Origin of the sequence: Acidocella sp. (assembly GCF_036489515.1) — a bacterium.
In the GTDB taxonomy this organism is placed as follows: Bacteria; Pseudomonadota; Alphaproteobacteria; order Acetobacterales; family Acetobacteraceae; genus Acidocella.
Map to the genome: position 1 here is coordinate 1 of NZ_DASXFO010000008.1, position 22,377 is coordinate 22,377.

Genomic DNA, 22,377 nt, shown 5'->3' on the forward strand with positions numbered 1-22,377 from the left:
GTGAGACACCTGCACCGCGGTCACCTTATATTCGGGGCAGTTGGTCGCCCAGTCGGAGTAGTCGGTGGTGATCACGTTGGCCTGCGTCACCGGGTGGTGGAAGGTGGTGTAGACCACGCCGAGCGCCATGCGGTCGGTGACTTTCGCGCGCAGCGAGGTCTCGCCGGCGCGGCTCGCCAGCTTCACCCAGTCACCCTCCTTGATGCCGCGCTCTTCGGCGTCGTGGGGATGGATCTCCAGCACGTCTTCCGGATGCCATTGCGCATTCTCGGTGCGCCGTGTCTGCGCGCCGACATTGTATTGCGAGAGGATGCGCCCGGTGGTGAGCAGCAGCGGGAAGCGCGGTCCGGTCTTCTCGTCGGTCGCCACGTAATCGGCGATCATGAAGTGGCCACGGCCGCGCACGAAATGGTCAATATGCATGATCGGCGTGCCTTCCGGCGCCGTCTCATTGCACGGCCATTGCACCGAGCCTTCCTGGTCCAGCTTGGCGAAGGAGACGCCGGCGAAGCTCGGCGTGGTGCGGGCGATCTCGTCCATGATTTCGGACGGGTGCTGGTAGTCCATCTTCATGCCCATCGCCCGCGCCAGCAGCTGCGTGACTTCCCAGTCCGCGTAGCCGTTCTTCGGGCTCATCACTTTGCGCACGCGCTGGATGCGGCGCTCGGCATTGGTGAAGGTGCCGTCCTTCTCGAGGAAGGTGCAGCCGGGCAGGAACACATGCGCGTAGTTCGCGGTCTCGTTCAGGAAGATGTCCTGCACCACGACGCATTGCATGGCGGAGAGCCCGCCGACGATGTGCCGCGTGTCCGGATCGGATTGCGCGATGTCCTCGCCCTGCACGTAGAGGCCGAGGAAGGAGCCTTCCATCGCCGCGTCGAGCATGTTGGGGATGCGCAGGCCCGGCTGGTTGGACAGGCTCAGGCCCCACTCGCGCTCGTAAATGCCGCGTGCGGTGTCGTTGGAGACATGCCGGTAGCCGGGGAACTCATGCGGGAAGCTGCCCATGTCGCAGCTGCCCTGCACGTTGTTCTGGCCGCGCAGCGGGTTCACGCCGACGCCGCGCCGGCCGATATTGCCGGTCGCCATCGCCAGGTTGGCGATGGCGATGACGGTGGACGAGCCCTGGCTGTGCTCGGTCACGCCCAGGCCGTAATAGATCGCGCCGTTCGGCGCCTCGGCATAGAGCCGAGCCGCGGCACGGATTTCCGCCGCCGGCACGCCGGCCAGCATCGCCACGGCTTCCGGGCTGTGCTCGGGCTTGGCGATGAACTCCGCCCATTCGGCGTATTCCGCCCAGTCGCAGCGCTCGCGGATGAACGCCTCGTCGGCGAGGCCCTCGGTGACGATGACATGCGCCAGCGCGTTGACCATCGCCACGTTGGTGCCGGGGCGCAACGCCAGGTGGTGCGAGGCCTCGACATGCGGGGTGCGCACCAGGTCGATGCGGCGCGGGTCGATGACGATCAGCTTGGCGCCCTCGCGCAGGCGTTTCTTCATGCGCGAACCGAACACCGGGTGACCGTCGGTCGGGTTGGCGCCGATCACCAGGATCACGTCGGCCTCATCGACCGAGTCGAAATCCTGCGTGCCGGCGGAGGTCCCGAACGTCTTCCCGAGGCCATAGCCGGTCGGCGAGTGGCAGACGCGGGCGCAGGTATCGACGTTGTTGTTGCCAAAGCCGGCGCGGATCAGCTTCTGCACCAGATAGGTTTCCTCGTTGGTGCAGCGCGAGGAGGTGATGCCGCCGATCGCGTCCTTGCCGTGTTCGCGCTGGATGCGTTTGAACTCGGTGGCGGCGTAAGTGATCGCCTCTTCCCAGCTCACCTCGGTCCAGGGATCGGTGATCCTGGCGCGGATCATCGGCTTGGTGATGCGGTCCTGATGCGTGGCGTAGCCCCAGGCGAAGCGGCCCTTCACGCAGGAATGGCCGTGATTGGCCTTGCCGTCCTTGTAGGGCACCAGGCGCACCACTTCCTCGCCGCGCATCTCCGCCTTGAACGTGCAGCCGACGCCGCAATAGGCGCAGGTGGTGACCGCCGAATGTTCCGGCTGGCCCATCTCGATCACCGATTTCTCCATCAGTGTCGCGGTCGGGCAGGCCTGCACGCAGGCGCCGCAGGAGACGCATTCGGAGTCAAAGAACTGCTCGGACATGCCGGGCGAGACTTTCGAGCCGAAGCCCGAGCCCTCGATGGTCAGCGCGAACGTGCCCTGCACTTCCTCGCAGGCGCGCACGCAGCGCGAGCAGACGATGCATTTGGACGGGTCGAACTGGAAATAGGGGTTGGAGACGTCCTTGGTGGCGCCGAGATGGTTGGCGCCGTCATAGCCGTAGCGCACCTCACGCAGGCCGACCGCGCCGGCCATGTCCTGCAGCTCGCAATCGCCGTTCGCCGAGCAGGTCAGGCAGTCGAGCGGGTGGTCGGAGATATAGAGCTCCATCACGCCGCGGCGCAGTTTGGCGAGCTTGGCGTTCTGCGTGTGTACCACCATGCCTTCGGCCACCGGCGTGGTGCAGGAGGCGGGAGTGCCCGCCCGGCCTTCGATCTCCACCAGGCAGAGACGGCAGGAGCCGAAACTGTCCAGCATGTCGGTGGCGCAGAGCTTGGGAATTTGCGTGCCGATCTCGGTCGCCGCGCGCATCACCGAGGTGCCTTCCGGCACGCTCACACTCTGCCCGTCGATGCTCAGCGTCACCAGCTTGGCGGCGGTGCTCGGTTTGGTGCCGTAATCGATTTCGTGGATCATGCCCATGATGAAAAATTCCTATTCAGCGGCAAGTTTCGCGGCCGGGCCACGAAAATCTTCAGGAAAGTGCTTGATCGCGCTCATCACCGGATAGGGGGTGAAGCCGCCCAGCGCGCAGAGCGATCCGAATTTCAAAGTCTCGCACAGGTCGGTGACCAAAGCGAGATTCTGTTCCACCGCCTCGCCGGCGATGATCTTGTCGAGGGTTTCGACGCCGCGTGTGGACCCGATGCGGCAGGGGGTGCATTTGCCGCAGGATTCATGCGCGCAGAATTCCATCGCGAAGCGCGCCATCTGCGCCATGTCGGCGGCATCGTCGAACACCACCAGCCCGCCATGGCCGATCAGCCCGTCCTTGGCGGCGAACGCCTCGTAGTCATAGGGGGTGTCGAACTGGCTGACCGCGAAATAGGCGCCGAGCGGGCCGCCCGCCTGCACCGCGCGCACCGGCCGGCCCGAGGCCGTGCCGCCGCCGATGTCGTTGATCAGTTCGCCGAGCGTGATGCCGAAGGCGATCTCGAACAGCCCGCCATGCTTGATGTTGCCGGCCAGCTGCACCGGCATGGTGCCGCGCGAGCGGCCCATGCCGTAATCCGCGTAGGCCTGCGCGCCATGGGCGAGAATCCAGGGCACCGTGGCGAAGGAGATGGTGTTGTTGATCACGGTCGGCTTGCCGAACAGGCCGATGAGCGCCGGGATCGGCGGTTTCGCCCGCACCTGGCCGCGTTTGCCCTCGAGGCTGTCGAGCAGAGCCGTCTCCTCGCCGCACACATAGGCGCCGGCGCCCTCGCGCACTTCCAGCTGGAGGTCTTCCAGCAGCCCGGCGCGCGTGGCGATCTCGATCGCGGAGGTCATCATGCGGATCGCGTGCGGATATTCCGAGCGGGTGTAGATGTAGCCGCGCGTCGCCCCCACCGCGAGGGCGGCGATCGCCATGCCCTCGACCAGGCAGAACGGATCGGCCTCCATGATCAGCCGGTCGGAGAAGGTGCCGGAATCGCCCTCATCGGCGTTGCAGACAACGTATTTCTGGTCCGCGACCGCGGTGCGGACGGTTTCCCATTTGATGCCTGTGGGAAAGCCGGCGCCGCCGCGCCCGCGCAGGCCGGAGGCCTTCACCTCGGCGCAGACTTCCTTGCCGCTCATCGCCCGCGCCTTGTCCAGCCCGGCGAAGCCGCCGAGCGCGCGATAGGCGTCGAGGTCCAGCGGGTCGGTGATGCCGCAGCGCTCGAAGGTCAGGCGTTGCTGCTTCTTCAGGAACGGGATCTCTTGCACGAGGCCGAGATGTTTTGGATGCGCCGCGAGGTCGCCGAACAGAGCCGGCACGTCGGCGAGGGTGAGCGGGCCGAAGCCGACGCGGCCGGTCGCGGTTTCGATCTCGACCAGCGGCTCCAGCCAGAACAGGCCGCGCGAGCCGTTGCGGACCACCGTCACCTCGGTGCCGCGCGCGGCGGCTTCAGCGGCAATCGCCCGGGCGATGCGGTCGGCGCCGAGCGCCAGCGAGGCGGCGTCCTGAGGAACGAAAATGCGCATCAGACCGCCTCCGCCGCGAGGGCCTTCAGCCCGTTGAGATCCATCCGCGCATGCGGCTCACCGTCCAGCATCGCGCTCGGCGCGCAGGCGCACAGGCCCAGGCAATAAACTGCTTCCACCGTCAGCCGCCCGTCCGGCGTGGTGCCGCCCCAGTCCAGCCCCAGCGCGTCGAGGAATTTCTTGGCCTGGGCCTCGCTGCCCATCGACTGGCAGGCCTCGGCGCGACAGATTTTCAGGGCGTGCCGGCCCTGCGAGGCCAAGCGGAAATCGTGATAGAAACTCGCCACGCCATAGACCTCGGCGCGGGTGACATTCAGCCGCTGCGCCACCAGCCGCATCGCCGGCTCGCTGATGTAACCGAATTCCGCCTGCAGTGCATGCAGGATCGGCAGCATCGGGCCTTCCTGGCCAAGATGGGCATCGATGATCGCGTTGGCGTCGGTTTCGCTCCAGGCCGCGGCGGGGGAGGAATCTGATCTGGTCATAGGAAAGGCGCACTCCACTTCACTCATTAGAGTAGTGCCGCTCACCCTTCTGCACAATACTACATACGCGTGCTGCGATAGCACAAAGCTATCAATTGGTTGGCACCCTTAATAAGGCCAGGCGCGCCACCTCGGCGACTAAAGCCTCGGTCAGCGGCGAGAGCGGGTCGCGGTCCGGCAGCACCAAACCGACCTTATGCACTTCTTCCGGCTCGACAATCGGGATGGCCCGCAGCCGCGTGGTCAGGCCGAAAACTTCCGCCAGCTTCTCCGGCATGACGCAGGCCCAGCGCCCGGTTTGCACATGGCTGATCAGCACCACGATCGAGTTGGATTCCAGGGTCGGCTCGGCAACCACGCCGTTTTGGCGCAGGAGCTGGTCGATGATGCGGCGATTTTGCATGTCCGGTGTCAGAAGGCACAGGGGAATTTTCCCGACCTCGGCCCAGGTCACCTGGGCGCGGTCGCCCAGCGGGGCGGATTCCGAGGTGAGCAGGCGGTAGCGCTCCTCATAGAGCGGGATGCAGCGGGTGCGGCCGATCGGCTCGTTGTCCAGATAGGTGATCCCGGCATCGATATCGAGATTGTTCAGCCGCGCCAGCACCTCGGCGGAGGTGCAGGATTGCAGGTTGAACCGCACCGCCGGATGGCGCTCGCGGAACGGGGTGGTGATCTCGGTGAGGGTCGCCAGCGCGGTCGGGATCGCGGCGATGCGCAGCAGCCCGGTCATTCCCTGGCGCAGCCGGTTGACGTTGTCGCGCATGGCATAGACATCGCCGGTGATGCGCCGCGCCCAGTCCAGCACGATCTCGCCTTCCGGGGTAAAGCCCTGAAAGCGCGAGCTGCGCAGCACCAGGGGCACGCCCATCGCCTCTTCCAGCGCGCGGATGCCCGCGGAGAAGCTTGGCTGCGCCACGCCACAGCGCTCCGCGGCGCGACCAAAATTGCGCTCCGCCGCCAGGGCGATCAGATATTCAAGTTTGCCAAGCATCAACAAGTCTCCGGGGATTCATCTGTTACTAGACCATGATTGCCTTAGATCAATCATGGTCTAGTTTTTTTTGCACGAGTTTGAAGAAAGGAAAGTGGCCGCTTTTTGAAAAAAGCGGCGCAAAAACTTTTGGCTATGCTGGGCCATGGGCGTTGTCACAGACACCGCCCATGGCCCAGCATAGCAAAGTTTTTTTGCTACTTTTTGTTCACAAAAAGTAGTCTTCTACACCTATCCTGCTCTCAGAACTCTGATTGAACTCACGCAGGACACTGCGTAAGCTCACCGTGCCGTCTGTTGGGGAGAACGCCTCATGTCCGACGCCGAAAGCGCCGTATCGCCCGCCAAACCGGAGGTCAAAGCCGTCTTCGCCCGCTCCTGGATGGACCGTCTGGGGGTGAGCCGGGTGTGGTCGTCGATCGCCGATCGCGGCCGGCGCTTTGCGCGCCTGCCGGCCAGTTCGATCGGCCCGGGGGAGCGTGCCTGCCTGCTCGCCGAGGCGCTGATCTCCAACCGCGGCGAGGCTTCGGGGGCGGCCGTGGCGCGCGAGCTGCACGGCGGGCTCTCCACCCTCGATGCCGCGCAACGACTGGAATTTTATCGCTTCCTGGCGATCAATTTCACGCCCGCGCCGGCGCGCCTCACCGCCGCGGCGCAGGCCTATCTGGCAGCGGCGACGGCGCAGACGGCCGCCGACCTTGCCGCGGCAGCCGAGCCGGTGCGCCAGGAACTGCTGCGGCGGATGAACATGTCGCCCGGCGGCACCGCCATGTTGGTGGCGATGCGCAAGGAACTGCTGCTCCTGCTGAAGGCGCATCCGGAGCTGCAGCCGCTGGACGCCGACCTGCTGCACCTGCTCGCTTCCTGGTTCAACCGGGGGTTCCTGGAACTGCGGCGGATCGACTGGAACACGCCGGCCGCGGTGCTGGACAAATTGATCACCTATGAGGCGGTGCACGAGATCCAGGGCTGGGACGATCTGCGCCGCCGCCTGGCGCCGGACCGGCGCTGCTTCGGCTTCTTCCACCCGGCGCTGCCTGGCGAGCCGCTGATTTTTGTCGAGGTCGCCCTGGTCACCGGGCTGGCCGGCGCGGTGCAGGGCCTGCTCGCGCGCGACACTGATGAGAATGAGCAACGTCTTGGCGCGGCACAAGCCGACACGGCGATTTTCTACTCCATCTCCAACTGCCAGGACGGGCTGCGCGGCATCTCCTTCGGCAATTTCCTGATCAAGCAGGTGGTGGAGGAGCTGCGCACCGAGTTGCCGCAACTGCACCGTTTTTCGACGCTCTCCCCAGTGCCCGGCTTTGCCGCGTGGCTGGCCAAACATGTTTCTGACGAGGCGCTTCTCGCGAAGGCCCTGCGGCCGGCCGATCGCGCGGCGCTGGCGGCCGTCGCCGGGGGCGAGGCGGAGGACGACGCCAAATTGCTGCGCGCGGCGCTGGCCCTTCCGGCATGGTGGGACGGCCCGGAAGCGGCGGCGCTGCAACCGCCGCTGCTGCGGCTCTGCGCCATCTACCTGACCACCGTGCGTCCGGGCAAAGGCGCGCAGGACCCGGTGGCGCGGTTCCATCTCGGCAATGGCGCGCGGCTGGAGCGGATCAATTGGCGGGGCAATTACGGGCCGCGCGGCCTGCAGGAATCGCATGGCATCATGGTCAATTATCTGTATGACATCGCCACAATCGAGGCCAATCATGAAGCCTATGCACGGGAGGAAGTCATTGCCAGGTCCGAGGATGTGGAGGCCCTGTTGCAGGAGCCGGCGCCGAAACGCAGGCGCTTTCCCCTGCGGGCGGGGTGAGCGATGAGCACGGACCGGCTGCCCCCGATCGCGGATGCCGAACTGACGCTGGAGCAGGCGGCGGCGAAGGCCGCCCTGGTCGGCGGGGCGCGCGGCGTGTTCCAGGGCCCGTTCATCCCGATGCTGCGCAACCCCGCACTGCTCGCCCGCGTGGAAAAACTTGGCGCCTATCTGCGCTATGAGAGCTCCCTGCCCGGCCGCATCCGCGAATTCGCCATCCTCACCGTGGCGCGGGCTTACAGCCAGCAGGTGGAATGGGCGATCCATCAGCCGCTGGCCTTGCAGGAGGGCGTGCGCCCGCTGGTGGTCGCCGCCATCGCCGAGGGACGCCGGCCGGAGCTGATGCCCGAGGACGAGGCGGTGACATGGGAGTTTCTCGCCGAGCTGGAGGCGCATCGCAGCGTCAGCGATGCCACCTACGCCCGCGCGGTGCGCCAGTTCGGTGAGGCGGGGATGCTCGATCTGGTCGCCATCGCCGGCTATTACGGCTTGCTAGGCCTGGTGCTGAACACCGCCCGAACGCCTGCGCCCAACGGCGCGCGCTTGCCCGCGTTGCCGTAAAGGAAAAAGGAAGGCTACTTTTTGTGAACAAAAAGTAGCAAAAAAACTTTGCTACGCTGGGCCAAGGGCGTTATCGGCGACACGCCCATGCCCCAGCATAACAAAAATTTTTGCGCCGCTTTTTTAAAAGCGGCTGCTTACTTCCTTTTAAAGAGAGGTCTTCAGCCGAACGGCCAGTTCGCCGATCACCCCGCGGCGGAACACCAGCACGCAGGCGACGAAAATCAGGCCCTGGATGACGATCACCCAGGCCCCGAACGGCGCCAGATAATACTGCATGGCGATGACGATGAGCGCGCCGATCAGCGGCCCGAAAATCGTGCCGATGCCGCCCAGCAGCACCATCAGCACCACCAGCCCCGAGGCGGCGGCGCCGACATCGGAGAGAGTTTCGATGCCCATCACCATCGCCTTGGTGCCGCCGGCGATGCCGGCCAGCGTGGCGGCGAGGATGAAGGCGATCCACTTATACTGTTCGGCCTTGTAGCCGAGCGAGATGGCGCGCGGCTCGTTCTCGCGGATCGCCTTCACCACCTGGCCGAAGGGCGAATGCATGATGCGGTGCACGAACAGGAAGCAGCCGAGAAAAATCACCGCCACCAGCACGTACATCGTGGTATCGCTGCGCAGCGGCAGCACGCCGAATAGGGCGCTGCGCGGGATGCCCTGGATGCCGTTCTCGCCGCCGGTGAAGCCGGTTACCTCGACGGAGAAGAAATACACGATCTGCGCCAGGGCCAGGGTGATCATCGCGAAATAGATCGCCTGGCGGCGGATCACGAGCCAGCCGAACACCGCGCCGAGCGCACCCGCGACCAGTGCCGCGGCGATGATCCCAACTTCCGGCGTCAGGCCCATGCTCTGCACGAGATAGCCGGTGACATAGCCGCCAATGCCGAAATACGCCGCCTGGCCGAGTGAGAGCAGGCCGAGCGAGCCCATCAGCAGGTTCGCACCCATGGCGAACACCGCGTAGCACATCACCTGCATGACAACGATCGGGTAGATGAAGAACGGGGCGACGATGATGGCCAGCGTCATCAGCGCGAACCCGATGAGCTGGGCTGTGGAGAAACCGAATCTCATGCGAGCTTTCCGAACAGCCCGGCGGGGCGCGCCAGCAACACGATGGCCATGACCACGAACACCACCACGGCCGAGCCCGGGGGATAGAACACGTCGGTGAATCCCTCGATGATGCCGAGCGCGAAGCCGGTGAGGATGGCGCCGCCGATCGAGCCCATGCCGCCGATCACCACCACCGCGAACACGGTGTTGATCAGTTCAGACCCCATATCGGGATTGACCGAATAGAGCGGCGCCGCCAGCACGCCGGCCAGTCCCGCCAGCCCGACGCCGAAGGCGAAGGTGAGGGCGATGAGGCGCGGCACGTTGACGCCGAAGGATTGCACGAGGCCCGGATTCTCCGTGGCGGCGCGCAACAGGGCGCCGAGCCGGGTCTTTTCGATGAGGAACCAGGTGGCGCCGCAGACGAGGATCGCCGCGAAAATGACGAAGCCGCGATACACCGGCAGATACATGAAGCCGAGATTGACGACGCCCGACAGCAGGTCCGGCGCGTTGTAGCTGACGCCGGAGACGCCGAAATAATTGGTGAGGCCGCCTTGCAGGATCTCCGCGAGGCCAAAAGTGAGCAGCAGGCCGTAGAGAATATCAAGCTTGTAGATGCGGCGGATGAGCGTGCGCTCGAGCAGCAGCCCGAACGCACCGACGATGATGGGCGCCAGCAACAGCGCCCACCAGAAATTCACGGAGAGATAGGTGAGCAGCCCCCAGGTGACGAAGGCGCCCACCATGAACATCGCGCCATGCGCGAAGTTGATGATTTTCAGCAGGCCGAAAATGATCGCCAGCCCCATCGAGAGCATGGCGTAGAACGAACCGTTGATGATGCCGAGCAGCAGCTGCCCGAACAGCAACGGCAAGGGCTTGCCGAAAATCATCAGCATGGGCTTAAGCCTTCACCAGAGGGCAGCCTTCGGTGGACATCGACTGGAACGTCAGATCCGCCGGGGTGGTGTGCACGAGATCGTAATAATCCCAGGGGATGCTGCTCTCGCCGGGCTTTTTCACGCGGAACAGATAAGACGGGCACATGAAGCGGCCGTCCTCGCGGATCGTGCAGTGGCCGAACGCGTCGTCATCGGTGGGCATGCTTTTCATCTGCGTCACCACCGCCGCACCGCTGGATGCGGCCGGGACGCCGATCGCGTCCACCGCCTTCAGGAAGTGCATCGTGCCGGAATAGCAGCCGGCATGGCCCATCGAGGGATAGTTGGTCGGCGTTTTCGGCAGCACGCGCTTGGTGAAGGCGCGGGTGCGGTTGTTCAGGTTCCAGTAGAAACTCTCGGTCAGCACCAACCCCTGCGCGGTGTCCAGCCCGATGCCGTGAACGTCGTTGAGGAAGATCAGCAGCCCGGCGATCGTCATGCCCGATTGCGTGATGCCGAACTGGTGCGCCTGCTTGATCGAGTTCACCGTGTCCTTGCCGGCATTCGCAAGGCCGAGCACGTTGGCACCGGAAGATTGCGCCTGCACCAGGAACGATGAGAAATCGGTGGTCTGCGGAAACGGATAGGCGGCGTCGCCGACCACGGTGCCGCCGGCAGCCTTCACCACTGCCGAGGTCTGGTCGCGCAGCAGCTGGCCGAAGGCGTAGTTGGCGGTGATGAAGAACCACTTCTTGCCGCCCGCCGCCACCACCGCGCCGCCGGTGGAATGCGACAGCATATAGGTGTCGTAGGTCCAGTGAATGGTCTGGGCGTTGCACTGTGCGCCGGTCAGCAGCGTGGTTCCGGCGTTGGAATTGATGTAGGTCTTGTTCTTTTCCTTGGCGACGCCGGCGATCGCCAGCGCGACGGCGGAGTTGGGCACGTCGATCAGCAGGTCGACTCCGTTGTCGAACCACTGCCGCGCCAAGCCGGCGCCGACATCGGGCTTGTTCTGGTGGTCGCCCTGGATGACGGTGATGTCATAGCCCTTGTTCGCGGCGCCGAAATCCTGCAGCGCCTGACGCACGCAGGCCACCGAGGTCTCGCCGCCAATGTCGCTGTACACGCCGGAGAAATCGCTGCACACGCCGATGGTGAGTTTTTTGCCCGCGGCGCGCGCCGGCAGGCTGGGCAGCGTTCCCGCGGCGGCAGCGGCGGCGGCAGTGCCGAGAACGGAGCGTCGGGTAATTTTCATTCTTTTTGTCTCCTCAGGATTATGGTTTTTTAGTTTGGTCGTTGATTAGATTCCCAGGCGTTGCTGCAGCGCCTCCATGCGTGAGTCGAGAAGCTGCGCGGGGATCATGTCCACCACCTGGCCGTGCTCGACCACATAATGCCGGTCCGCCAGCCTGGCAGCGAAACGGAAATTCTGTTCCACCAGCAGCACGGTGAAACCACGCCGTTTGATCTCGGCGATCATCAGGCCGATCTGCTGCACGATCACCGGCGCCAGCCCCTCGGTGGGTTCGTCGAGCAGCAGCAGTTTCGCGCCGGTGCGCAGGATGCGCGCGATCGCCAGCATCTGCTGCTCGCCGCCGGAGAGCTTGGTGCCCGAGCTTTTCGCCCGCTCCTTCAGGTTCGGGAACAGCGTGTGGATGTCCGCGATGCTCATGCCGCCCGGTGCCACGACCGGCGGCAGGAGCAGATTCTCCTGCACGGTGAGGCCGGCGAAAATGCCGCGCTCCTCCGGGCAGAAGCCGATGCCGGCGCGGCCCACGATGTCCGGCCGGGCGCGGATCAATTCCTGGCCCCCGAATTTGATGCTGCCGGTGCGCTTGGGCAGCAGCCCCATGATCGCTTTCAGCGTCGTGGTCTTGCCCGCGCCGTTGCGGCCGAGCAGCGTCACCACCTCGCCTTCGCGCACTTCGAAATCCATGCCGTGCAGCACATGGCTTTCGTCATACCACGCATTCAGCCCGGCCACTTCAAGCATGGTCGGTCCCCAGATAGGCGGTGATCACGTCGGGGTGCTGTGAGACCGTCTGGTAATCGCCTTCCGCCAGGATTTTGCCGCGTGTCAGCACGGTGATGCGATCCGACAGGCCGGACACCACCGAGAGATTATGCTCGACCATGAGAATCGTGCGGCCCGCGCGCAGGGTTTTGATCAAGGCGACGATGCGCGCCACGTCGGTCTCGGTCATGCCGGCGGTCGGCTCGTCCAGCAGCAGCAACTCCGGGTCCAGCGCCAGCGTGGTGGCGATTTCCAAAGCCCGCTTGCGGCCATAGGAAAGTTCCGCGGCCGGGACTTGCACCGCATCGTCCAGGCCAACATTGGCCAGCAGCTCGTGCGCGCGGTCGTTGTAGCGCCGTAACGCCGTGTCGCTGCGCCAGAAATCGAAATTGCCGCCGCGCGCACGCTGCAACGCGATACGGACATTTTCCAGCGCCGTGAGATGGCCGAACACGGCGGAGATCTGGAAGCTGCGCACCATACCGCGGCGCGCCACCTCGGCCGGTTTCAACCCGGTAATGTCCTCGCCTTTATAGCGAATCGTGCCGGCGCTGGGTTTCAGGAATTTCGTCAACAAATTGAAGCAGGTGGTTTTCCCCGCCCCGTTGGGGCCGATCAGCGCATGGATGCTGCCGGCCATCACGCGCAAGTCAACGCCGCTGACCGCGCTGAAGCCGTTGAACGTCTTGGTCAGACCCGTGGTTTCTAGAACCGCTTCGGCCAATCGCTTCTTCCCAAATGATTTTGTTGCGAAATGTCTGGCACGCCGTGCGCGACCGTGCAACTGCGCGGCAAAGTTCAGATGAAGGAAAGCAGCCGCTTTTTGAAAAAAGCGGCGCAAAAACTTTTGCTATGCTGGGTCATGGGCTGTGTCACCGACACAGCCCATGACCCAGCATAGCAAAAGTTTTTTTGCTACTTTTTGTTCACAAAAAGTAGCCTTCCTTTTTCCTTTCCTTAGGAAAGCCCGCCGATCTGCCCATCCGCGTCGATGAAAATCCCCTCCGCCGCGGCATGGCGCGGCAGGCCGGGCATGGTGAGGATTTCGCCGCACAGCGCCACCACGAAACCGGCCCCGGCGGAGAGCCGGACCTCGCGGATTTTCAAGGTGAAATTTTCCGCCGCCCCTTTCCATGCCGGATCGGCGGAAAAGCTGTATTGCGTCTTGGCCATGCAGATCGGCAGGGCGCCGAAACCGGCCGCCTCGAAGGCTTGCAGCTGGCTCTGCGCGGCCGGCTCGAAGCTGACCTCGGCGGCGCCATAAATCTCCGTGGCCACGGTGCGGATTTTTTGTGCGAGCGGCATGTCGTCCGGGTAGAGCGTGCGGAAGGCCGGTTTCTGGTCCGCCGCCGCCATGACCGCGTCGGCCAGGGCCAGCGCGCCCGCACCGCCTTCGGCCCAGTGATTGCAGGGCACAACCTGCACGCCGGTCGCGTGGCAGGCGGCCGCCACTTCGGCCAGCTCGGCCGGGGTGTCGGCGGTAAAGCGGTTGATCGCCACCACCACCGGCAGGCCGAACTTCTGCATGTTGCGCACATGCCGGACGAGGTTGGCGCAGCCCGCCTGCACCGCCGCCACGTTCTCAGCCCCCAGCTCCTTCAGCCCCAGCCCGCCATGCATTTTCAACGCCCGCACGGTGGCCACGACCACACAGGCGGCGGGGGTGAGGCCGGCCTCGCGGCATTTGATGTCCAGGAATTTTTCAGCACCGAGATCGGCGCCGAACCCGGCCTCGGTAACCACGTAATCGGCGAGGCCGAGCGCGGTCTCGGTCGCCAGCACGGAGTTGCAGCCATGCGCGATGTTGGCGAACGGCCCGCCATGGATGAAGGCCGGCGTGCCCTCCAGCGTCTGCACCAGGTTCGGCGCGAACGCGTCCTTCAGCAGCGCCGTCATCGCGCCGGCGGCTTTCAGTTCGCGCGCGCGTACCGGGCGTTTGGCCTGGTCCCGGCCGATCACGATATTGCCGAGCCGCGTTTCCAGGTCTTGCAGCGAACGGGCGAGGCAGAAGATCGCCATCACCTCGCTGGCGGCGGTGATGTCGAACCCGGTCTGGCGCGGCGCGCCGTTGTTGGCGCCGCCGAGGCCCACCACGATGTCGCGCAAGGCCCGGTCGTTGAGGTCGACCACGCGGCGGAAGACGATGCGCCGCGTGTCCAGCCCCAGCGCGTTGCCCCAGAAAATGTGGTTGTCGATCATCGCCGCGAGCAGGTTATGCGCCGCCGCGATGGCGTGCATGTCGCCGGTGAAATGCAGGTTGATGTCCTCCATCGGCACGACCTGGGCGTGGCCGCCGCCGGTGGCCCCGCCTTTGGCGCCGAAGCACGGCCCCAGGCTCGGCTCGCGCAGGCAGATCGCCGCCCGCGCCCCCTGCCGGCGCAGCGCGTCGCCCAGCCCGATCGTGGTCGTGGTTTTACCCTCGCCGGCCGGGGTCGGGCTGATCGCCGTGACCAGGATCAGCTTGCCACGCGGCCGGGTGGAGGCGTGTGCTGCGAAATCCAGCGCCACCTTCGCCTTGTGCGGACCGTAACGATACACCGCCTCCGGCGGGATGCCGAGTTTGTCGGCGATCTCCTGGATCGGGAGCAGGCGCGCGGCCCGGGCGATGTCGAGGTCGGGGGAAACGGTGCGTTCGGACATCTTTGTCGCCTAGCACGGCCCGGTTGGCGTTATAAAGAGCGGGATTGGAACCTGCGAAGGGAAGGGAAAGAGAAGGCTACTTTTTGTGAACAAAAAGTAGCAAAAAAACTTTACTATGCTGGGTCATGGGCTTTGTCAGCGACAACGCCCATGACCCAGCATAGTAAAAGTTTTTGCGCCGCTTTTTTTACCCCCCAGTCGACTTGATCGAGGTCAACGCCGGCGGACCAAATTAATGCGCGTATTGGGACCGGTTCAGAAGGAACAGCGACCATGACCGACCATGATCAGACCCATCGTTACCCTGGTGACCCGTTCGCGGTTTTTGAATTGTCGCGGGACATGCTGCTGGCGCAGCAGAAGCTGATGCCCTCGTTGCAGATGTTCGAACGGTACAGCGAGGCCGCGCGTGGCGTCGCCCAAGCGCATATCAATTACTGCCAGGCCTTGATGCGCGCCAACGCGATCCTGCTGGGGGCAATGCTGGAGCGCTCCGGCCCGTCCATGAGCCATGAGCAGCGGCCCAGCGTCGCCGCGAAAAAAAGCGAATTCACCGCGCCGTGACGGCGGAAGCGGGTTTGCCGCCCACCGGGCGCTCCCGCCTGGCGGGTAAACGCGGCCTGGCGCCGGGCGTCGCCGTCAGTCCCAATGAACCCCCTTGCCCGCCTGAGCCGGAGAAGGAACAGACTTTCTTCTGCCTGCTCAACCGCAAGCCGGGCGATCTCTATGTGCCGCCCGAGGAATGGCAGAAAGCCGCCACCTGCCTGGAAGGGTCCTGGTGGCCGTCCTGGTCCGGCTGGCTCAAAGCGCGCTCCGGCGCCCCTGCGCTCGCGCCGGCCCCGGGAAGCTACGTGCTGCAGCGCTGAGGCTGCCGGGCCGCGGGCGTTGGCGTCGACAACGCCCATGACCCAGCATAAACCTTTGTTAGTTTAGACCGTGCTGGTTCCAACGCCACTGGCCCAGCATAACAAAAGTTTTTGCGCCGCTTTTTTCAAAAAGCGGCTTCTTTCTTCTTTCTGACACGAAATAACCGTGCCGGAGTGGAAAAAGCCTCTGGTGCTTCCAAAAACCCTCCGGTACAAGCGAGACAACCCGGCAGTATTATGCAGGGAACGACTAACAAAACCGGGGAAACGAAGACTTATGCCAGTGCAGATGGGCTATCGTGCACCAGCGGCACCTCAGGACCGGCGTAAAACCCTGGTCGATTCGTCATCCGGTCATGGCGCGAAGCCCCGCCGCTGCTGACCGTACGGGCCGGCGCCGCGCGCATCCGGCCCTTTTAATCAAAAATCTTTCGAGGAGGTCTCATGTTCCAACAATTGATCACGCCCGTCGGGGGGAGTCTCGGACTCTCCACGATCGTCGCGATTCTGCCGGTGGCCGTCGTGCTGCTGCTGCTCGGCGTGCTGCGCCGCGCGGCCTGGCAGGCGGCTCTTTCCGGGCTGATCGTCGGGCTCGTCATCGCCGTCACGCTCTGGCAGATGCCGGTGGGCCTGGCGCTGGACGCCACCGCCAACGGCGCGGTGTTCGCCGTCTGGCCGGTGATGTGGATCGTTCTCGCCGCCTTGCTCCTGTATAACATTGCCGTCGCGACCGGCCGCTTCGACGCGTTCCGCGCCTGGGTGCTCGAGTATTTGCCGAATGACCGCCGGGTCGTGCTGGTGGTGCTCGCCTTCTGTTTCGGCGCGCTGCTGGAAGGCATCGCCGGGTTTGGCACGCCGATCGCCATCATCGGCTCGCTGCTGATCATGGTCGGCTTCAAGCCGATGGACGCGCTGGTCTTCGCGCTGATCTTCGACACCGCCCCGGTCGCCTTCGGCGCGCTGGGCGTGCCCATCACGGTGCTGGGCGCCGTCAGCGGCCTGCCGGCGCACCAGCTCGGCCAGATGGTCGGCCGCCAGCTGCCGGTCATGGCGTTCATTCTGCCGTTCTATGTCACAGCGTTGTATGGCGGCTGGCGCTCGATCAAGGCGCTGTGGCCGATGTTGGTGGTCGCCGGCGGCAGCTTCGCGGTGTTCCAGGCCATTACGTCCAACTACATCAACTACGCGCTGACCGACGTGCTGGCCTCGCTCGGCTCGCTGGTCGTCACCGTGCTGTTCCTGCAGTCCTGGAAACCGGCCTATGACGCGGAATTCGCGATCGAGGATCATGTGCTGGATGCTGAGCGCACGTCCGGCATCTCACCCTGGCAGGGCTGGGTGCCCTGGGTGATCGTCTCGATCGTCGTGATCGTCTGGACCCTGTTGAATATCGCCAATATAGGCCAGCAGCTGATCCATTGGCCGGGCCTGGACAAGGCGATTTCGATCACCCTGTATCATGGCAAGCCCTATGCCGCGGTCTGGGGCTTCCAGCCTTTGGCCACCGGTACCGCGATCCTGGTCTCGGCGGTCATCACCGCCTTCGTCACCGGCCTCTCGCCCGCCGGGTTCTTCAAGTGCATCGGCACCACGATCCGTCAGGCCTGGATCGCGGTGGTCACGGTGATGCTGATCGTCGGCCTCGCCTACCTGCTGAACTATTCCGGTCTCGCCTACACGCTTGGCCTCGGCCTCGCCTCGACCGGGCACTTGTTCATCCTGTTCTCGCCGTTCCTGGGCTGGATCGCGGTGATGCTCTCGGGCAGCGACACGTCGGGCAACGCGCTGTTCGGCAATCTGCAGACGGTGGCGGCGCGCCAGCTGCACCTCAACCCGATCCTGTTCGCCGCCACCAACTCCTCCGGCGGCGTGATGGGCAAGATGATCTCGCCGCAGAACATCGCCACCGGCGTGTCGGTGGTGGGCATGGTCGGGCAGGAGGGTAAGGTGTTCGCCCGCACCTTCATCCACTCGGTGGTGTTCACCGTGCTGATCGCCATCCTCGTGGCGGTCCAGCAATATCTGATCCCCTGGATCATTCCTGGCTGAGCCGGAGCTTACCGCCGGAAAAGGGCCGCATCGCGAGATGCGGCCCTTTTTTATGTGCAGAGAAAGAAAGAAGCCGCTTTTTGAAAAAAGCGGCGCAAAAACTTTTGTTATGCTGGGCTATGGGCGGTGTAGGCGACAACGCCCATAGCCCAGGTTAATAAAGTTTTTTTGCTTCTTTTTGTTCACAAAAAGAAGCCCTTTCTTTTTTGTCGGGTTTTTGTGGTTTTTAGGGAATTATATACTCTGCCATGCAAGAGGCATGTTTCCCTGCGGCGCGGGCTGCGCTTAAAGGAGTGGATATGTCGACCCAATTCGGAGACCGGCCTGAAATGAGTTTTCCTGCCTCGCCGCAGCGCCTGACCCATCTGCAACGCCTTGAGGCGGAGTCCATCCACATCATGCGCGAGGTGGTGGCCGAGGCCGAGAAGCCGGTGATGCTCTATTCCGTTGGTAAGGACAGCGCGGTGATGCTGCACCTCGCCCGCAAGGCGTTCTATCCAGCACCACCGCCCTTCCCGCTGTTGCATGTCGATACGACCTGGAAGTTCCGGGCCATGTACGAGCTGCGCGACCGCATGGCGCGCGAGAGCGGCATGGAGCTTCTGGTCTATCACAACCCGGACGCCATGGCGCGCGGCATCAACCCGTTCGACCATGGTTCGTTGCACACCGATCTGTGGAAGACCGAAGGGTTGAAGCAGGCGCTCGACAAATATGGTTTCGATGCGGCCTTTGGTGGCGCGCGCCGCGACGAGGAGAAATCCCGCGCCAAGGAACGCATCTTCTCCTTCCGCTCCGCCAATCATCGTTGGGACCCGAAGAACCAGCGCCCGGAATTGTGGAATCTCTACAACGCGCGCAAGGCCAAGGGCGAGAGCATCCGCGTCTTTCCGATCTCCAACTGGACCGAGCTGGACATCTGGCAATACATCCATCTGGAGACCATCCCGATCGTGCCGCTGTATTTCGCAGCGTCGCGCCCGGTGGTGCGGCGCGACGGGCTGCTGTTGATGGTCGACGATGAACGCTTCCGCTTGAAGCCCGGTGAAGTGCCGGAGGAGAAGAGCATCCGTTTCCGCACGCTCGGCTGCTACCCGCTGACCGGTGCGGTGGAATCCGCAGCCACGACCTTGCCGGAAGTGATCCAGGAAATGCTGCTCACCACCACCTCCGAGCGCCAGGGCCGCGCCATCGACCACGACCAGTCCGCCAGCATGGAAAAGAAGAAGCAGGAAGGGTATTTCTAATGGACAATTCTGCTCCCTCCTATCAGGCGGACGCGCTGATCGCCGCCGATATCGACGCCTATCTGTTGCAGCACCAGCACAAATCGCTGTTGCGCTTCATCACCTGCGGCTCGGTCGATGACGGCAAGTCCACGCTGATCGGCCGGCTGCTCTATGATTCCAAGATGATCTTCGAAGATCAGCTGGCGGCGCTCGAAGCGGATTCCAAGCGCGTCGGCACGCAAGGCCAGAACATCGATTTCGCGTTGCTGGTGGATGGCTTGGCAGCGGAACGTGAGCAGGGCATCACCATCGACGTCGCCTACCGGTTTTTCGCCACCGAGAAGCGCAAATTCATCGTCGCCGATACGCCCGGCCATGAGCAGTACACGCGCAACATGGTCACTGGCGCCTCCACCGCCGACCTCGCGATCATCCTGATCGACGCACGCAAGGGCGTGCTGACGCAGACGCGCCGGCACAGCTACCTGGCGTATCTCATCGGCATCAGGAACATCGTGCTGGCCGTCAACAAGATGGACTTGATCGGCTACGACCAGGCGAAATACGATGCCATCGTCGCCGATTACGCCGCCTTCGCCAAAAGCATCGGCATCGTGTCGTTCACGCCCATGCCGATTTCCGGCTTCGTCGGCGATAACGTCACCGCCAGTTCCACGAACACGCCGTGGTATTCCGGCGTGCCGCTGATCCAGCATCTGGAAACAGTGGAGCTGGACGTCACGAGCGCCGGGACCAAAAAATTTCGGATGCCGGTGCAATGGGTGAATCGGCCGAACCTCGATTTCCGTGGTTTCGCCGGGCTCATCGCCAGCGGCAGCATCCGCCCGGGCGATGCCATCCGCGTGCTGCCCTCGGGCAAGACCTCCGCCATCACGCGCATCGTCACGCTGGACGGCGATCTGGAGACGGCGGTGGCGGGGCAATCGGTCACGCTCTGCTTCGCCGATGAGATCGATTGCTCGCGCGGCGACGTGATCACGGCGGCCGACACGCCGGTGCAGGTCGCCGACCAGTTCGAGGCGACGATCGTCTGGATGGCCGATGAGGCGCTGCTGCCCGGCCGCCCCTATTGGCTCAAGCTCGGCACGCAGACGGTCACGGCCACGATCCACGCGCCGAAATATCAGGTCAACGTCAACACGCTGGAGCACACGGCCGCCAAGACGCTGGAGCTGAACGGGATCGGCGTCGCCAACGTCACCACCGACCGGCCGATCCCCTTCGAGCCCTATGCGGAGAACCGCACGCTCGGCGGCTTCATCCTGATCGACAAGCTCAGCAACGCCACGGTCGCCGCCGGCATGTTGAATTTTTCGCTGCGTCGGTCGCAGAATGTGCACTGGCAGGCGCTGGATGTTTCCCGTGAGACCCATGCCGGGTTGAAAAACCAGAAGCCGGCGGTGCTGTGGTTCACCGGCCTCTCCGGCGCCGGCAAGAGCACCATCGCCAATCTGGTCGAGAAGCGGCTGGTGCGCATGAACCGCCACACCTTCCTGCTCGACGGCGACAATGTGCGCCATGGGCTGAACAAGGATCTGGGCTTCACCCAGGCCGACCGGGTGGAGAACATCCGCCGCATCGGCGAGGTGGCGAAGCTGATGACCGATGCCGGGCTGATCGTGCTCACCGCCTTCATCAGCCCGTTCCGCGCCGAGCGGCAGATGGTGCGCGACATGATGGCGCCGGGCGAGTTCATCGAGATTTTTGTCGACACGCCGCTCGCCGATGCCGAGGCGCGCGACGTGAAGGGGCTCTACAAAAAGGCCCGCGCCGGCCAGCTGAAAAACTTCACCGGCATCGACAGCCCGTACGAGCCGCCGACCGCGGCTGAGCTGCGTATCGACACGATGAAGATGACGCCGGAGGAAGCCGCCGACCTCATTGTCGAGACGCTGATCCCATGAGCACGTCCTTGATCCAATCGGCCGATGTGGAACTGGCGGGACAGATCGCCACCATCGCCGGAAACCTGCTCCTGCAATTGCAGCGCTCCGGCCTGTTTGCAGGCAAGGCGCTGGGCAAGGCCGGGGATCGTACCGCCAACGCCTTCATCATGGAGGCCCTGGCCGCACAGCGCCCGGACGACGCCGTGCTCTCCGAGGAGGAGCAGGACAACCCGGCAAGGCTGTCGGCCCGCCGGGTCTGGATCGTCGATCCGCTGGACGGCACGCGCGAATATGGCGAGGCGCGGGAGGATTGGGCGGTGCATGTCGCGCTGACCGTCGATGGCGTGCCGGTCGCCGGCGCGGTCGCCCTGCCCGCCCTAGGCCTGATTTTCTGCTCCGGTCCCGATCTGGAAATTCCCCGTGCCCCTGCCCGGCCCAGAATGCTGGTCAGCCGCACGCGCCCGGCCGCCGAGGCCGTTGCCGTGGCCGCGGCGCTTGGCGCCGACCTGGTGCCGATGGGTTCGGCCGGCGCCAAGACCATGGCGATCCTGCGCGGCGCGGCGGATATCTATCTGCATTCCGGCGGGCAGTATGAGTGGGACAATTGCGCCCCCGCCGCGGTGGCGCTGGCCGCCGGACTGCACGTCTCGCGCATCGACGGCACACCGCTGGTCTACAACAACGCCGACCCGTACCTGCCCGACCTGCTGATCTGCCGGACGGAGGATGCGGACCGTATCCTGGGGCTTTTAGGAAAAGGGAAGGCTACTTTTTGTGAACAAAAAGTAGCAAAAAAACTTTATTAATTTGGGCCATGGGCTTTGTCGGCGACAACGCCCATGGCCCAGCATAACAAAAATTTTTGCGCCGCTTTTTTTAAAAAGCGGCTGCTTCCTTACTTAGTCCCGAACAGCCGGTCGCCGGCGTCGCCGAGGCCGGGGCGGATATAGGCGTGGTCGTCGAGCTGGCGGTCCAGGGCGGCGGTGATGACGGGCACGTCCGGATGCGCCGAGGTGAACGCGCGCATGCCCTCCGGGGCGGCCAGCAGGCAGACGAACTTGATGTCTTTCGCCCCGGCCTGTTTCAGCTTCGTCACCGCGGCGACGGCGGAATGGCCGGTCGCCAGCATCGGGTCGACGACGATGCACAGGCGGGCCCCGAGCCCATCCGGCGCCTTGAAATAATACTCGACCGGCTCGTGGCTGATCGGGTCGCGGTACAGCCCGAGATGCCCGACCCGGGCTGAGGGCACCAGGTCCAGCAACCCCTCGAGAATGCCGGCGCCGGCGCGGAGGATCGACACAAAGCAGAGTTTCTTGCCGGAAACCTGGAACGCCTGCATCGGCTCCAGCGGGGTGTCGATGGCGACCGGCTCCAGGGGCAGGTCGCGCAGCACCTCGTAGCCCATCAGAAGGCTGATCTCCCGGCACAGGCGCCGGAATTCGGAGGTGCCGGTTTCGCGCCGGCGCAGCAGCGTGAGCTTGTGCTGCACCAGCGGGTGTTCGATGACCGTGATCATTTCAAACCTTTGCGCGAAGAAGCTTAAGGACTACTTTTTGTGAACAAAAAGTAGCAAAAAACTTTATTACTCTGGG

The 22,377-nt window shown here is 64.3% G+C and carries 19 protein-coding genes; 8 read left to right on the top strand and 11 right to left on the bottom strand.

Going from position 1 to position 22,377, the window contains the following annotated elements:
• The 4 genes from fdhF to VGG47_RS01130 all read right to left on the bottom strand — a co-directional run.
• Positions 1–2,757, bottom strand: a 2,757-nt coding sequence (fdhF, locus tag VGG47_RS01115; protein WP_331535017.1) for a formate dehydrogenase subunit alpha, incomplete at its 3' end; no start/stop codon positions are given.
• Between the two features lie 12 nt (positions 2,758–2,769).
• Positions 2,770–4,284 carry a formate dehydrogenase beta subunit gene (locus tag VGG47_RS01120; RefSeq protein ID WP_331535018.1) on the bottom strand — a complete coding sequence of 505 codons (1,515 nt, stop codon included), beginning with the start codon at positions 4,282–4,284 and terminating at the stop codon, positions 2,770–2,772.
• Complete coding sequence (locus tag VGG47_RS01125; protein WP_331535019.1) at positions 4,284–4,769, bottom strand: formate dehydrogenase subunit gamma; 486 nt, start codon at positions 4,767–4,769, stop codon at positions 4,284–4,286. The genes VGG47_RS01120 and VGG47_RS01125 overlap by 1 nt, the downstream gene beginning before the upstream one ends.
• A 91-nt stretch (positions 4,770–4,860) precedes the next feature.
• Positions 4,861–5,760, bottom strand: coding sequence for a LysR family transcriptional regulator (locus tag VGG47_RS01130; RefSeq protein WP_331535020.1), 900 nt, complete (start codon positions 5,758–5,760; stop codon positions 4,861–4,863).
• Positions 5,761–6,073: 313 nt separating this feature from the next.
• Here VGG47_RS01130 and VGG47_RS01135 point away from each other — a divergent pair, with 313 nt between their 5' ends.
• Complete coding sequence (locus VGG47_RS01135; RefSeq protein ID WP_331535021.1) at positions 6,074–7,564, top strand: malonyl-CoA decarboxylase domain-containing protein; 1,491 nt, start codon at positions 6,074–6,076, stop codon at positions 7,562–7,564.
• A 3-nt stretch (positions 7,565–7,567) separates the two neighbouring features.
• Positions 7,568–8,125 (top strand): carboxymuconolactone decarboxylase family protein, encoded by a 558-nt coding sequence (locus VGG47_RS01140; RefSeq protein WP_331535022.1) that lies wholly within the window; start codon positions 7,568–7,570, stop codon positions 8,123–8,125.
• Between the two features lie 147 nt (positions 8,126–8,272).
• Here the strand turns inward: VGG47_RS01140 and VGG47_RS01145 are convergent, their stop codons facing one another.
• The 6 genes from VGG47_RS01145 to VGG47_RS01170 all read right to left on the bottom strand — a co-directional run bounded on the left by VGG47_RS01145 (position 8,273) and on the right by VGG47_RS01170 (position 14,731).
• Positions 8,273–9,211 (bottom strand): branched-chain amino acid ABC transporter permease, encoded by a 939-nt coding sequence (locus tag VGG47_RS01145; RefSeq protein ID WP_331535023.1) that lies wholly within the window; start codon positions 9,209–9,211, stop codon positions 8,273–8,275.
• The gene (locus VGG47_RS01150; protein ID WP_331535024.1) at positions 9,208–10,095 is read right to left on the bottom strand and encodes a branched-chain amino acid ABC transporter permease; all 888 of its coding nucleotides are present in this window, start codon (positions 10,093–10,095) and stop codon (positions 9,208–9,210) included. The genes VGG47_RS01145 and VGG47_RS01150 overlap by 4 nt, the downstream gene beginning before the upstream one ends.
• A gap of 4 nt (positions 10,096–10,099) precedes the next feature.
• The gene (locus tag VGG47_RS01155) at positions 10,100–11,332 is read right to left on the bottom strand and encodes an ABC transporter substrate-binding protein (protein WP_331535025.1); all 1,233 of its coding nucleotides are present in this window, start codon (positions 11,330–11,332) and stop codon (positions 10,100–10,102) included.
• Between the two features lie 45 nt (positions 11,333–11,377).
• On the bottom strand, positions 11,378–12,070 hold the full coding sequence (locus VGG47_RS01160; protein ID WP_331535026.1) for an ABC transporter ATP-binding protein: 693 nt from the start codon (positions 12,068–12,070) through the stop codon (positions 11,378–11,380).
• The gene (locus tag VGG47_RS01165) at positions 12,063–12,815 is read right to left on the bottom strand and encodes an ABC transporter ATP-binding protein (RefSeq protein WP_331535027.1); all 753 of its coding nucleotides are present in this window, start codon (positions 12,813–12,815) and stop codon (positions 12,063–12,065) included. Before VGG47_RS01165 ends, VGG47_RS01160 begins: the two co-directional genes overlap by 8 nt.
• Positions 12,816–13,048: 233 nt before the next feature.
• Complete coding sequence (locus VGG47_RS01170; protein WP_331535028.1) at positions 13,049–14,731, bottom strand: formate--tetrahydrofolate ligase; 1,683 nt, start codon at positions 14,729–14,731, stop codon at positions 13,049–13,051.
• A gap of 273 nt (positions 14,732–15,004) precedes the next feature.
• Between VGG47_RS01170 and VGG47_RS01175 the strand changes: the two genes are divergently transcribed.
• The 6 genes from VGG47_RS01175 (at position 15,005) to VGG47_RS01200 (ending at position 21,588) form a co-directional block, all read left to right on the top strand.
• Positions 15,005–15,295 (top strand): hypothetical protein, encoded by a 291-nt coding sequence (locus VGG47_RS01175; RefSeq protein WP_331535029.1) that lies wholly within the window; start codon positions 15,005–15,007, stop codon positions 15,293–15,295.
• Positions 15,292–15,597: a hypothetical protein gene (locus VGG47_RS01180; RefSeq protein ID WP_331535030.1), complete on the top strand. Its 306-nt coding sequence runs from the start codon at positions 15,292–15,294 to the stop codon at positions 15,595–15,597. Before VGG47_RS01175 ends, VGG47_RS01180 begins: the two co-directional genes overlap by 4 nt.
• A 444-nt stretch (positions 15,598–16,041) precedes the next feature.
• Positions 16,042–17,646 (top strand): L-lactate permease, encoded by a 1,605-nt coding sequence (locus VGG47_RS01185; protein WP_331535031.1) that lies wholly within the window; start codon positions 16,042–16,044, stop codon positions 17,644–17,646.
• 329 nt (positions 17,647–17,975) lie between these two features.
• Positions 17,976–18,893: a sulfate adenylyltransferase subunit CysD gene (gene cysD, locus VGG47_RS01190; protein WP_408841273.1), complete on the top strand. Its 918-nt coding sequence runs from the start codon at positions 17,976–17,978 to the stop codon at positions 18,891–18,893.
• Positions 18,893–20,800 carry a sulfate adenylyltransferase subunit CysN gene (gene cysN, locus VGG47_RS01195; RefSeq protein ID WP_331535033.1) on the top strand — a complete coding sequence of 636 codons (1,908 nt, stop codon included), beginning with the start codon at positions 18,893–18,895 and terminating at the stop codon, positions 20,798–20,800. Before cysD ends, cysN begins: the two co-directional genes overlap by 1 nt.
• Positions 20,797–21,588, top strand: a complete 792-nt coding sequence (locus tag VGG47_RS01200; protein WP_331535034.1) for a 3'(2'),5'-bisphosphate nucleotidase CysQ — start codon at positions 20,797–20,799, stop codon at positions 21,586–21,588. The genes cysN and VGG47_RS01200 overlap by 4 nt, the downstream gene beginning before the upstream one ends.
• Positions 21,589–21,677: 89 nt before the next feature.
• Here the strand turns inward: VGG47_RS01200 and upp are convergent, their stop codons facing one another.
• Positions 21,678–22,301 carry a uracil phosphoribosyltransferase gene (upp, locus tag VGG47_RS01205; RefSeq protein WP_331535035.1) on the bottom strand — a complete coding sequence of 208 codons (624 nt, stop codon included), beginning with the start codon at positions 22,299–22,301 and terminating at the stop codon, positions 21,678–21,680.
• Between the last annotated feature and the right edge of the window lie 76 nt (positions 22,302–22,377).